This is a genomic window from uncultured Rothia sp., from assembly GCF_963507905.1.
Lineage (GTDB): Bacteria > Actinomycetota > Actinomycetes > Actinomycetales > Micrococcaceae > Rothia.
The window spans coordinates 14,792-27,213 of the sequence record NZ_CAUOUU010000015.1 but is presented as its reverse complement, the minus strand read 5'-3'; the positions used below and the strand labels follow the sequence as shown (position 1 = coordinate 27,213).

Sequence of the window (12,422 nt, the reverse complement as noted above, 5' to 3'; positions counted from 1 at the left end):
TGGCAAGTCGGCAAGTTGGCATATTGGAAAGCCAAAAAGTCGGCATGTCGAAAAGTCGGAAAGTCGGAAAGTTGGTATACTTATTTCCATAGTCCACCCCATAGAATCTGGAGAGCACACTATGAGCCTTATCATCGGTGTCATTAACGCTAAAGGTGGCGTCGGCAAGACCGTCACCAGCATCTACCTCGCCTGCGCCCTGCACGCCAGCGGACACGAAGTCGAGCTCTGGGACGCAGACCCTCAGGGATCAGCAACCGACTGGGCCCTCACCGCCGCAGAAAACGATTTGGAGCTTCCCTTCCCTGTGTCCTCGGTAAACGTTGCGCAGCTGAAGAGGTACCCTACCCGTTCCGAGATCACCATCATTGACTCTCCCCCGCTGAATGAGTCAATCATGAACGCCATTGCGCAACGAGCTGACGTCCTCATCATCCCGGCAGCACCGGCAGGCCTGGACATCACCCGCGTCTTCTCTACCCTTACCTCCATTCCTGAAGGTAAGCCCGCTGCTGTACTGCTCACCAACGCTAACCCGCGCACCATCCTCTACCGTGAGACCACGGAGCTGCTGAGCGAATCCGGCATCACCTTCCTGGACACCCCCATCCGCCCCAAGCAGTCCATCCGCGCCTCCTACGGTGCGGCACCCCACGACCTTGAAGGATATGATGAAGTAGCATCCCAGCTTCTCACCCTCCTGAACCTGCGAAAGGACTAACCCCCATGCCTCAGAAAAATTCAAAGCTCAACGTCACGGTATCTGACTCCACCGAGCAGGCCATCAAGAAGCGCCCTGGATTTGAGCAGGCTTTCAAGAACACGGCCAAGCCTGCCGAGCCGATGAAGAAGGTGACCGCCACCGTCCCGCTAAGCGCGCAGGTCCGCCTTAAGGTTCACGCTACCCGCACGGGTAAGACCATTAATGAGCTGATCCTCGAATACATCAACCAGCTGGAGGACTAATCCCCTCTGCCATAGCCGGAAGTCGCTGAAGAGATGAAGATGCCCCTCCCCTAACCCGGGGAGGGGCATCTTCATCTACTCACCAGTATCTATAGCGCCCGCCAAAGGCTACGATTTCTTGACGGCAATGCTATAGCGATTAAACAAACGCGTCACAATCGTTTCCTCCGGGCACCCCGGCTCAAGCTTATAAGAAGGTTGGAGGCCCCTTCCCCGGGTGAGGGAAGGGGCCTCTAGCGGCAATTATTGAAAGCGTGGACCTCGTTAGAAGAACAACGGCGCAGCAAGGCCAGCGAGCGTTACCACCATTGAGCCAGCAATGAGGTAAATATTAGGATCAACGCGCTTAGGCTGGCGTGCAGAAAGCCCGATACCGGACATCAAACACACAACGCCCAGACAGAAGATCGCGGCACCATACTCGCCGTAGAACCCATTAGCAGCAGCGGTGGCCAGCAGAAGCTTCAGATTCACCTTCTCCAAAAGGCCAGTTTCATACTTGATGTGCATTCGGTAAAACACCCAGACGACGAACGCGGTAGCAAACATCCAGCCGCCCTTTACCCCGGCGGCAGGTACCGGAGTGAAAAAGTATCCGTTGCCGCTGGCAGCCACCAACCCCAAAGCGATACCTCCCACCACGGAGGCAAGAGCATGCGCTTGAGGCTCCACATCAGAGATAGAGCCCACCAGGATGTACCGTCCGCACAGGATCAAAATAGCTGGCGGCAAAACATACGGGATGACTGAATCTGCAACCCCCATAAGCGTCAGCGCCCACGTGCAGACAGTAACAATCAGCCCAGTAAGTACATAACGGGCTAAGCGGTCCTCTCGCTGAGCATCTTCAGAATCCATGTAGCCGTTCCTCCTTTTCCTTATCTACACGAGCCCCTTGGGTTAGAGGGTGACATACCAAGTGATGTGGTTCCTCGTCTCTTCGAGGGAGCAATCATCGGTGTGCTGGTGTGGCTTCTGCTTCTTAGAATTCACCATCTGCTTCTGGAGGGGGCAGTGCCACTTCTCCCATCCTTCAATGCGCAGGTAATCATGGTCTCGGTCGGTTTCCTTCACCTGCACCTTATCAGGCATGATCGTGTGGTCGAGGTCAGCGTAGTAGCCAAGGCCCCGCTTCCACGTCTTCAGCAGTCCCTGACGCGTGAAGCTGGCAGCCAGCTCGTCCTCGATTTCAGGGGCTGTGCCTTTGATGTCTAGGTGCTCTCGCCCCTGAGTATCAGTCCACGTATGGCAGGTGGTGTCCAGAGGAATCTGCTGATCAACAGGCTTATCGAAAGACCACTGGTAACCGGCCCCGGGGTCATAATCCCGCTGGTAGATGATGTACATGCCCACTAGTACGACTAGATGCGCTACCAGAACGTACAGAATCACCGTTTCGGTGATGACGGCACGCACTGCTTCTGTGCTGAAGATCAGGCGAGCCAGATAGTCCGCACCGAGAAAGAAAGCAACAGAAGCTCCAACGGTGACCAAAAGGATGTTAAAGATTTTGTCAGTGTTATGCATGGATGCCCTTTCCTAAAGCAGGGGCGGGACCCACCTGGGTGGGACCCGCCCCTATTGATGGTGATGCACTACTAGTAGCTGTAGACCTGCGGACCATTCTTGACGTAATAATCCACCATCTCCGGAACCAACGTGGGATCTTCCACCTGGTACGATGCCACCGCTACAGCGTCGCTGTTTACGATCCACCAATCATCAGGCAGAGAGTCAATCCACGCCTCCCAATCCTCAGTACGCCAGTTGCAGAGACGGTCTTCGTACGACTCCCAGCTGCCACCGCCCATAGATTCCGGGAACGACGACAAATCTTCTTCAGGGTTCTGCACGTAGCCCTCCGGTCGGCCTTCATCCCAGCACTTAACGAACTGACGCCAGTTCTTCTTCGTAATGATGAAGGATTCCTCACCATCAGGGCCGAACTGCTCCAAGCCGCGCACATACGAGGAGGCCTCTACACGCTTCCAGAAGGTGGGGACGTCAATCTCACCACGCTGCAGCAGATCAGCCAGGAACTCAATACGGTCATGCTTGGGGGCAAACGCACCGTAGGGCAGACCCTCACCATAGGTCAGCAGATGACCGGCAAGGTAGTCATCCATATTGATGGTCTCCCAGGAGAAGCCGTTGATCTCCTCATACTGGTCTACTTCCAGGCAACGGTACCACTCGTTGTTGTAGACGTACATCAGCAGCTCAGCTGAAGCACGCTCACCCTGACTGGTAAAACGGTCCACCAGGCCAGCACGCACGTACTGTTCCTGTTCCTCGTTCAGGTGGTACTGACCGCCCTTACGGCGGAAGCCCAGATTCTTCGTCTCAGTACCGCGCTTCAGCTTCATCTTGTGAACCATGACGGCATGTTCAATCGTCTCCTGGTCCAAAGGCATGACATCCACCAGGTGGGTCAGAGTCTCGTAAGGGGTGACGATATTGAGCTTACGCAGCTCCTCTTCGCACGCGGAAGGAGAAGTGGGGTACATATCTTCCTTGATGAAAAGGAGCTTTTCTTCAAGGGGCATGACCGGAACTTCTTCACTCAGCTTCTTGGCGTAGTGAACGGCGGAGACATCATCCGGGTCTTCAGCTGCTTCTTCTAGAGCGGCCTGCAAATGCTGGTTGACGTATTCATCGATGTTGAAACGCTCAAAGAAACGTTCGAGAGCGTCGCAACGCTTCTGATTAATCTGCCAGCGTTCTTCCTCCAGCTTTTCGTAGTAATCCTGATCGTGCAGAATCTTCTGCTGCTCTTCGGGAGTGAGACTGTTCCAGTATGCTTCTTCAGCGATACGGTCCCGCTCATCCTCATCAGGGGCAGGCTGCTGCGGCAGACGGAGTGCACCAGGGTTTTCATACTGGCCAGTGCCGAACGCATCCAAAGTGATGGCACCGTGCTCCTTTTCACGCAGCGGGTGGTCGCTGTTGAGCCATGCACGTGCATCACCAAGATTGATGGGCTTGGTCAAACGGTAAAGACGTACTTCCTGGTTGAGGTCGTACAGGTGCAGCTTCTGGTTCTCAAAGGCTTCACGGGCTTCCTGCTCGTTCAGGTAGGTGAACATAGAGTCGCCGCATTCCTGCCAGTAAGGTGCGTCCAGGCGGGGGTCGTTCCAGGTGAGGATCTTGCCGTCCTTACGCTTGTACCACGGGCGACCCGCCGGAGGGTTGTTCAGCTCCTTACGGCCTCGGTTAACGTGCACCAGGTAGCCGTACACGCCAGGCTCACCCTCCAACTCATCGTTCAGAGTGATGTGGTCTCGTTCCTCAGGGCCAGGAACTACCCAGTGCTTCTCGTCGTTGAAGTACTCGATTTCCTCATCGGTCATATTGTCGAAGAGGGAGCAGTCAAAGAGCATACGCGGGTCGATAAAGAGACGCCCAGGTGCTTCGTCACCGAAAGCATTATGCACAGAGCGGGGAAGGTCCTTGGGCATGCCCTGGCGGCGCCACTTGAGAGGATGGATGCTCAGGTCCTTCTCCCAGGGGGTTTCACCGGTGACGCCGGGGGCACGGGTATGCATCAGCTCAGTGGAGAGGTCCTTACCCTTGACGGTGATGCGGTTATCCTTCTCCAGAGTTTCATAAGCGTAGCGAGCGCGAGCGTTTCGGTCAGCGTGGTACTGCTGCTGATATGCCTTGTAGTTGGCTTCGGATTCGGGGTTGCGGTCCATGGTGGTGGTTTCCTTTCTGTGGTGGTTTTTGTTGTGGTTCTACTGTAGGGGTTTTGGGGTGGTGGTTTGGTTGTTTTTTGGGGTTTGTCCTTTTGCTAAATTTGTTTATTTTTTGGCGGTGTTGGCCATGGTTGCGTATTGGCCGGGGCTGAGGTGGATGGTCTGGTTTTGGGGGGTTTTGATGGCGACCATGTTGGGGATTTTTGAGGGTTCGGTGCTGTAGTTTTTGCCGAGTTTGCCTGTCTTGGTGAATTGAATGGTGATGTATTCTTTTCGGCCTCCCTTGACGGTACGGGTTGCGCTGTAGCTGTAGTTTCCGTTGGCGGTGGTTTGGCGGGTGGGGTCTACGCGGGTGCTGTAGGTGAGGTTGCCGGTTTTTTGTTGGAGCTTGGACAGGTGTTCGTTGGATGCGTTGAGGGTCTTTTCTCGGCGGTCGGTAGCTGCTTTTTCCTTGTTGATCTGTGCCATCTTGCGTTCGGTGCGTGCGATGTTGCGTTCGGCGCGGTCCATGCCGCCGCCGTGATTACGCTTTTCGCGCCGGGTTTTGGGCTTGAGGCGGTCGTCTAGGGTCTCAAGGTTTGCTTTTGCGTCGCGCTCTACTTCTTCACGTTCTGCTTTCTTGCTTGCTCCGAATTGCTGCTCGGCGTAGTTGTTGATGGATTGGGTGCGGGCGTTCATGACCAGGTTGGTTAGGAGAGCGTCCTGGTTGGTGAGAACTTTTTTGATGTCATTTTTGGCGCCTGAAATGCTGTTGAAGCTGGTGTGGGCGTTGCTGTCTTTGACGAGTTGGCGGGTGAAGTTGTTGTGTTTTTGGCCTTTGTGGGTGGTGTTGATGAGGTTGTTGAAAGTTTTGCCTTGGGTGTACATTCCTTTCTTATTTTCGTTGTTGTATTCGCCGATTGCTTCGACGTTAGCTTCGTAGGCTGCTTTGTGCTCGGCGAGTTCTTCGTCGGTGAGTTCGTTGACTTCCTGGTAGTGCTCCCAGTCAGTCTTGCGGAGGCGTCCGCCGTCTCGTGCGGTATCGGCGGTGTCGCGGGTTACTGGGCGGTGTTCAGCGACCGCACCGACGCCGTAGAATCCGTCGTGTGCGGTTGAGTTGGGGATGAGGGTTCCGAGGTTTTTTCCGTTGTGGAAGACGGTGTACTCGACGGTGTAGCTTGAGGATCCTTTCTTTTTTTGGATGATGCGTGCTTGTAGGTCGACGTGGACGCGTTCGCCGGTGGGTAGTTCGAGGCGTACTTTTCGGGTGATGGTTGCTTCGCGGTAGATTTTGGGGTCGGAGGATTTTTTGAGTTCGTCCTCGAATCCATGTAGGGTGACGGTGCCGTCGGGGCAAGCTCGGTCCCACGTGTTCAGGTCGACGTCTTCGAGGTCTTCGGCGGTGTATGCGGCTTGGCTGAAGATGCCGCGTTCCAATGCGTTCTCGTTGCGGCGGGCTGCCAGTTCAGAGGCGAGTTTTGCTTGATCCCAGCGGTGGGCGCCGTCTACGGCCTGTTTTTCGAGCTGGTCGAGTTCGGCTTTGGCGTTGGCTGCATAGAGCTGTGCGTACTTATCGTTGGGGTTTTCGTCAAGGTATTTTTGGGCGCTTTCATAGTTTTCTCGGGCATAGTCGATTTCTTTGCCCAGCCACTTCTTACGGGCTTTGGGGGACATGTAGAACATGCGCTGGGCTGCCTGATAGTTCTCGAAGGCGGCGTTAAAGGCTTTCAAGTCTTCGTCGGTGAGTTCGCCTTCTTGTGCCAAGGCGTGGATGTTTTCGAGTTCTTCGAGGTATTTCTCGAAGGCCGCGTTGTAGCGAGGTTCGTAGTGGGTGAAGCAGCGAGGGCCGGGCTTCCAGTCGCACATGGTGGGTGCCTTTCTTGGTGGTTGGTTGTTGTGTTGTATCCGCCCCCCTTGTTGTTCCGGGGTGTGGTTGCCGGGGTGTGGATACGGGGTATTCATTCCTATGAAGGCACTTCATGATGCGGTGAAAACCTCACGTGGTGGTGGATTTTTTTGTGGGATGTCCCTGTGGTTCATTGTGCGGGGGGTGGCGGGGTTCCGCCTCCCCCCTTGTGGTGTGTGGTGTGGGTTTATGCCATCAGTGCGAGGGCGGTAAGGACGGCGGCTGCGTTGATGAGGGTGCCGGCTGCGAGGATCAGGTTGGGGTTGGGGGTCTTGTTGCGGTTGGCAATGAAGTCGCTGATCAGCACGGTGACCGGCAGGACGCAGGCAAAGGCGGCCCAACCTTCAGAGAGGAAGACGCCGGAGGCTGCTGCGGAGCCGATGACGAGCTTCGTGTTGAGGGTGTCCATCCAGGGTTCCTGGACGGTGCGGCGCAGCAGGTACAGTACGCCCCATCCGGTCAGGGCGGAGGCGAGCATGAATCCGCCGGTGATGGCTGACAGATAGTCAGGCAGGGTGAAGCTAAGGCCGAAGGGGTGGTAGCCGCCGCTGCACAGAACCAAGATTGCAGCGATGGTGCCCATGGTTCCCAGAAGGGCGGTGCCGGTGGTGGGGGTGGTACGGCGGGTCAGGGCCGGGGCGGCGGTGGCCAGGTACAGGGCAGAGATGAAGTACATGCCGTACTGTTCCCACTGTTCGGTCAGAATCAGGGCACCGGTTGCGGCGGCGGCGGCAAACCACAAGAACGTGTAGGCCTTGTAGCCGGGACGGGACGGGGATTCCGTGGATACGGAAGCGGTCGAGGGGGTCGTGGTGGTCATGGGGTTCATTCCTCTTTTCGGTTAGGGGGTTGGTTGTGCCGCCAGTTTAGGGTGCTGGTGGCACGGGTTGACGGTTCCGCCATCTACCCCGGGGTAAGCTGCAGGATGCAGGTTTGGGGTGATGGCTGTGCTGTCACCTCTACCCTGTGCCGCAGGGTAGACCCTGGCGGGCAGGTGAGAGGGGGTAGCACCCCTTCACTGCTATGAAGGCACTTCATTGTGTCCTTTTTCCCTCACCCTCTTTTGAAATTCTTTCCTTCTTGTCCCTTTCCTAAATGAGGGGAGGGGTACACCCGGTGGCAGGCATAGTAATGCCCCCAAGAACAGGTGTTCTTGGGGGCATTGAAACCGGTGAGATGAAGCTAGAAGAAAAGGGGGCGCACCGGCATAAAGAGCAGAACCAGTAGCGCGCCGGTAATGAGGAAGGGACCCATAGGCACGGTCTTCTCTCCCTTACGGCGGGCAATATAGGCTACGGGCAGGGCGAGGAAGTGCCCAAGGAACAAAGAACAAAAAGCAGCTTCAAATCCGTAGTATCCGGTAGCAAGGCTTAGCCCTGCCAGAAGCTTCACATCGCCCAGACCAACGGGGGCGAAGAGGGCAAAGGCGAAGAAACAGCCGGTGATAGCTAGGGCGATGATGAGCATGAGGGCACCGTGGGTAGCAGCACCCGTGGTGGGGGACCCGGTGAGGTTCAGGATCGGGTCGGTGACCAGCAGCCCGGCAGCCAATCCAACCTGTGCAACCGCCAACGGGTAGGTGTACGCATTCGGCAGCAGCTTATGGCGCATGTCCCAGGACATGAGGGGTCCTGCGTAGTAGAAGATGGTGAGGATCAGCAGCCACGGCATTACCTGCTGCCATAAGCCGGTGACTCCCAGGATGAGGGAGGCGGTGAAGCTGACGGCGGCAGCCCGCAAGAGCACGCCTTTGGCGATGTTCGGGGTGCGCGGTGCGGTGGTGTCGTGGCTGCTGGTCACAGTCATCTGGTGTTTCTTCTTTCGGTTAGGCGGCCAGGTTCAAAACCTTGGCTGCTTCCTCAGACGGTTCTACGTCCCAGGATTCCAAGTAGTCGAGGAACTGGGTCTTGAGCTGCTGAGCCTTCTGCAGGTTGTTGGTCAGGATTTCCTCATGGATTTCTGCCATCCAGAATGCGTCCTGGGTGCTATCAATCATGCGGGCGGCGCGGGCGATCTGGAGGATGAGGCGGTGGTCCTGAGCCTGCCGTGCACGATCAAGCAGTTCATAAGCGACGTCGATAATGCGGGTGCGCATTTTTTCACGGTCGTTTTCAGCCCAGGGATAGTGGGCGCTGCTACCGTCGAGCGGGACGCCACGAACCAGGCTAAATGCTGCCAGCAGGTGCGAGGTCGGACGCAGAGCCAAATCCCCATCGGTGAGGATCTGGAACAGGGCCCAGTCAGAGTTAATCAGCTCGGACAGGCTGTAGCGGCGGGATACCGCGCGCGGGAAGTACGGGTGGCGATCCTTGGTGGAGCCCAGCCACTGGCGAACCTTACCGGTGAGCTGGTTACGGCGGGTGTCAGCCTTAGTGGAACTGTGGTGCTCCCCCGGCCAGAACGCGGCGTGGTAATCCTCGGTCTCCACTCCAGGGTGCAGATGCAAGAACGCAGCCACAGCAGCGTAACGATCCATCAGCACGGTAGACACTTCATTCTTACCCTTGGTCAAAGGTGCCGGTCCCTGCGCGTTGAGCAGTCGCACCGGACCCAGCAGAGCCAGGAAGGGGTGCTCCAGGTTCGTCTCCGTCTCATGGGTGAGGGCGCTACCGTCCTTCACCAAAGCATCGTACAGGTCGGTCTCACCGAAGATGTGGGCGAAGACCTGCTGGGTTTCGGCACGGATCTCCTCAGGGCTCTTACCCTCCTCATAGCAGGCAGGTGCGAGCGCGGTGGGTGCTTCCGTTTCGGGTGCGGGTGCTTCGTCAGCGGCAAGCTCATCGGTGGTCTCTTCCGGTGCCGTAGCTTCTTCCGGTGCCGGGGTTGCTGCTTCCTCGGGGGTGGTTGCGGTGTCGATACCGTAGGTGGTGTCGATGCCGTAACCGGTTGCGGTGTCGTAACCGTAGGAGGTGGCGGTATCAATACCGTAGGCAGTGTCGATGCCGTAGCTGGTGGTTTCTGCCGGTTCGGGGGCAGGTTCAGGCTCGGGTGCGGTTTCGGGTGCTTCTTCTACCTCAAGCTCACCGGTGGTCTCTGCCGGTTCCGTAGCTTCTTCCGGTTCCATGGCTTCTGCCGGTGCGTCCACCACAGCCGGGGATTCTTCCGGTGCCAGGCTCTGATCCTCAGCGGGGCTATCGGTTGCGGTGGAGGTGACCTCGGGGAAACGCAGAACCTTCTCCGGTGCGTCGGTGGGTTCGGCGGCTGCTTCTTTCAGCAGAGCCAGGATGGCTTCTTCCTCGTCCTTGGTCAGATAACGCGGAATCAGGGGCATACGGACCGGCTGCAGCTCCAGCATGGTCTCAGAGATGTCACCGTGGGGGGCGCGGGTGACGGTCAGGCGGTGGGTGCGGGAGCTCGGGTCGAGGTCTTCGGCAGCGTCTTCGTGGGAGATGACGGCGATAGCGACGTTGGGCATGGTGCGCACCAAATCGAGCAGGTCGGAGTGGTCCATCTCGTCGATGGTGTCAGAGACGATGACGATATGGGCGGGGAAAGACTCGGCTCCTGCCATGCGTGCTTCGTGCACAGAGTTGTAGCCCTCGGACTCCAGGAAGTTCTGCAGGTCCTGTGCTTCAGCGGTGAGGTCGTTGAGGCATTCCTCGCTCTGATCGGCAGTATAGGTGGTGATGCGGTCAGCAGAGAGTGCGTTCAGGAAGGCGTCGTCAAGGCCGAGCAGGCTCAGGTGCAGGCCTTCTGCCCAGGGGTTGAGCAGCAGCTCAGCGGCGATGGAGCCAATGATCTGGTTGATGGTGTTGACCTGGCCGGTGCCCTGGAAGGGGTCGTGCAGCTGCAGGGTTCCGACGTATTCGAGGTTGAGCATCAAAGCTGCGCCCTGAGTGTCATCACCGACAGTGATCAGGGCAGGGTAGGGTGCGGAAATGTCCAGCGGTTCGCTGGTGTCCAGGGATCCGAACGGCAGGTTCCACAGGTTGGCGTCCATGGTGCTCTGGAAGGGTGCGGGCAGATCCAGGATGTCCTGCTCGAAGTACAGGTTTGCCTCGGTGGCGCTAAGTGCCAAGTACTTCAGGACCGGGACGGGGGTTTCGGTGTCGCGGCAGTGCTGTGCCAGCAGACGCAGGCCGTAATCAATCTCAGCCAGGGGCGCGGTGGCGGCCTCGGCTTCAAGAGTGGTCAAGGTGGTGGCTGCTTCAGGGGTGAGCTGGTAGGTCTGGCCCGGCTTGCGGCGGCGGCGCTGGTGCCAGCGGCGGGCGGCAAAGACGGAGAGCAGACCGGCGGCCAGCAAAGCGCCACCAGTGAGAGGCAGGGTGTAGTTGTTCTCCTCGTCTTCAGCGGAGGCGACGGTAGCGTTTTGGGTGCTGCCGGCGGTTTGTACGTCGTGGGTCTGCACGCTGCTGGTCTTGTCGGTTTCGCCTGCCTGCTCGGTGGTTCCGGTCTTCTCGGCAGATTCGGTAGCGATAGTGCCGCCGGGGATAGCGGAGGTAGCACCCTGCTGAGCAGCAGGGGCCGGAGCCTGTGCCGGGTTCTGCGCAGCCGCTGCAGCCGAAGGCGCGGCAGACGCGGCGGGAGCAGCCGGAGCGGTAGAGGTGCCAGCTACAGCAGCAGAAGAGGCGGCTGAGGTGGCAGCCGGGGCGGTAGTGGGCGCGGCAGTCGCGGCGGTGGTGTGCTGGCCCTTAGGTGCTCCGTGCGCGCTGGAGGAACCGACGCTTGCGGCAGCCTCATCAGCAGAAATAGCAGAAGATGCCGCCGAGGTAGTAGTCGGGGCGGTAGTGGGCGCGGCAGATGCGGCGGTAGACGCACCAGCAGCAGCGGACGCGGCAGGGGTTGCCGCCACAGGTGCAGCTGGAGCACTAGAAGCAACCGGCGCAGCAGATGCAGACGCAGCAGCAGAGGGCGCCTGCGTAGAAGCACCAGCAGAACCAGAAACACCCGAAGCAGAGGAAGAACCAGCAGACGGTGCGAGCGCGGTGGAAGAGCCCGCGTTGCCGTTGGAAGAGCCTGCGTTGCTGTTGGTCGCCGGGGTGGTGGGTGCGGTGGGGGTGCCGGGCATGGTGAATTCCCAGCCGGGCTGGATGAGGTCGGCGTCCTGGATGGTGGTGCCGTCGGGCTGGGTGGTCTTGGAGGCTGCGCCTGCGATGTAGTGGTAGGCTTCCATGTCGCCGTAGTTTTCAAGCGCGATTTCGGAGAGGGTGTCACCGGGCTTGATGGTGACGGTGCCGTTACCTGCGATCGGCTGAGGAATCTTGGCGTCTTGGGGCAGGGTGAGTACCCAGCCGTCGTGTAGGAGCTGGTTGGTGGAGAGCAGGGCGGTGCCGTCCTTCTGTACGACGCCCTGGTTCAGGTTGAAGATTTCGATGTAGCGGCTGCCGTCGCCGAGGGTGGTTTCAGCGATGTCCCAGAGGGTTTCGTGGCCGTTAATCATGTAGGAGGGGCCGGTCTGGGAGGCCTGTGCTTTCTCTGCTGCAGTGGGTGCGCCGTACTGTGCCTGTACGGTGGCGGGGGCGGAGACGGTCTGGTTCGGGGTGACCGGCACTCCTGCGGTGCCGCCGGATTCGATGGCGGTTGCGCCAGAGATACCGGCGGTAGAGGCCAGGATCATGCCGATGAGGACGGCGGCGACGTTCTGCTGGAAACGCAGTACGCCGGGTAGCTTCACGGATTCGCCGTGGCGAACCTGTACGGCTGCCTCAATGATCAGGGGGATGACGAGGGAGGCCCACCCGATCCAGGCAATGATGGGGATGAAGACCTGCAGCAGGAAGGTGAGGGCTCCGTCGACGGAGGCGATGACGCCACCGACCATATCGAGGGATGCGAGGGGGTTGCCGGAGACAGTAATCAGTAGCACCGGGATTCCAAGGATGATGAAGAGCACGGCGATCAGGGAGAAGACCCTGAGAATCTGAGTTTTCACGGGA

The 12,422-nt window shown here is 58.5% G+C and carries 9 protein-coding genes; 2 read left to right on the top strand and 7 right to left on the bottom strand.

The genetic code is table 11. The features are described from left to right. Positions 1–121: 121 nt before the first annotated feature. The gene (locus RQ593_RS08560) at positions 122–721 is read left to right on the top strand and encodes a ParA family protein (RefSeq protein ID WP_311450368.1); all 600 of its coding nucleotides are present in this window, start codon (positions 122–124) and stop codon (positions 719–721) included. A 5-nt stretch (positions 722–726) separates the two neighbouring features. Continuing rightward, on the top strand, positions 727–966 hold the full coding sequence (locus RQ593_RS08555; RefSeq protein WP_311450367.1) for a hypothetical protein: 240 nt from the start codon (positions 727–729) through the stop codon (positions 964–966). Between the two features lie 264 nt (positions 967–1,230). Here the strand turns inward: RQ593_RS08555 and RQ593_RS08550 are convergent, their stop codons facing one another. The 7 genes from RQ593_RS08550 to RQ593_RS08520 form a co-directional block, all read right to left on the bottom strand. Continuing rightward, a complete protein-coding gene (locus RQ593_RS08550; RefSeq protein WP_311450366.1) occupies positions 1,231–1,824 on the bottom strand; it encodes a hypothetical protein in 594 nt (197 codons plus the stop codon). Positions 1,825–1,866: 42 nt separating this feature from the next. Next, positions 1,867–2,493 carry a hypothetical protein gene (locus RQ593_RS08545; RefSeq protein ID WP_311450365.1) on the bottom strand — a complete coding sequence of 209 codons (627 nt, stop codon included), beginning with the start codon at positions 2,491–2,493 and terminating at the stop codon, positions 1,867–1,869. A 71-nt stretch (positions 2,494–2,564) separates the two neighbouring features. Further along, positions 2,565–4,661: a hypothetical protein gene (locus RQ593_RS08540; RefSeq protein ID WP_311450364.1), complete on the bottom strand. Its 2,097-nt coding sequence runs from the start codon at positions 4,659–4,661 to the stop codon at positions 2,565–2,567. 105 nt (positions 4,662–4,766) lie between these two features. After that, positions 4,767–6,506, bottom strand: a complete 1,740-nt coding sequence (locus tag RQ593_RS08535) for a hypothetical protein (RefSeq protein WP_311450363.1) — start codon at positions 6,504–6,506, stop codon at positions 4,767–4,769. 227 nt (positions 6,507–6,733) lie between these two features. Next, positions 6,734–7,366, bottom strand: a complete 633-nt coding sequence (locus RQ593_RS08530) for a hypothetical protein (protein WP_311450362.1) — start codon at positions 7,364–7,366, stop codon at positions 6,734–6,736. A gap of 362 nt (positions 7,367–7,728) precedes the next feature. Next, on the bottom strand, positions 7,729–8,352 hold the full coding sequence (locus RQ593_RS08525; protein ID WP_311450361.1) for a prepilin peptidase: 624 nt from the start codon (positions 8,350–8,352) through the stop codon (positions 7,729–7,731). Positions 8,353–8,371: 19 nt separating this feature from the next. Beyond that, positions 8,372–12,418, bottom strand: coding sequence for a hypothetical protein (locus tag RQ593_RS08520; RefSeq protein WP_311450360.1), 4,047 nt, complete (start codon positions 12,416–12,418; stop codon positions 8,372–8,374). Between the last annotated feature and the right edge of the window lie 4 nt (positions 12,419–12,422).

What these genes read in the sequence shown, in the direction of transcription:
- RQ593_RS08535 (WP_311450363.1), bottom strand. Translation starts at nt 6,506, where the DNA reads ATGTGCGACTGGAAGCCCGGCCCTCGCTGCTTCACCCACTACGAACCT.
- RQ593_RS08525 (WP_311450361.1), bottom strand. Translation starts at nt 8,352, where the DNA reads ATGACTGTGACCAGCAGCCACGACACCACCGCACCGCGCACCCCGAAC.
- RQ593_RS08530 (WP_311450362.1), bottom strand. Translation starts at nt 7,366, where the DNA reads ATGACCACCACGACCCCCTCGACCGCTTCCGTATCCACGGAATCCCCG.
- RQ593_RS08540 (WP_311450364.1), bottom strand. Translation starts at nt 4,661, where the DNA reads ATGGACCGCAACCCCGAATCCGAAGCCAACTACAAGGCATATCAGCAG.
- RQ593_RS08555 (WP_311450367.1), top strand. Translation starts at nt 727, where the DNA reads ATGCCTCAGAAAAATTCAAAGCTCAACGTCACGGTATCTGACTCCACC.
- RQ593_RS08550 (WP_311450366.1), bottom strand. Translation starts at nt 1,824, where the DNA reads ATGGATTCTGAAGATGCTCAGCGAGAGGACCGCTTAGCCCGTTATGTA.
- RQ593_RS08560 (WP_311450368.1), top strand. Translation starts at nt 122, where the DNA reads ATGAGCCTTATCATCGGTGTCATTAACGCTAAAGGTGGCGTCGGCAAG.
- RQ593_RS08545 (WP_311450365.1), bottom strand. Translation starts at nt 2,493, where the DNA reads ATGCATAACACTGACAAAATCTTTAACATCCTTTTGGTCACCGTTGGA.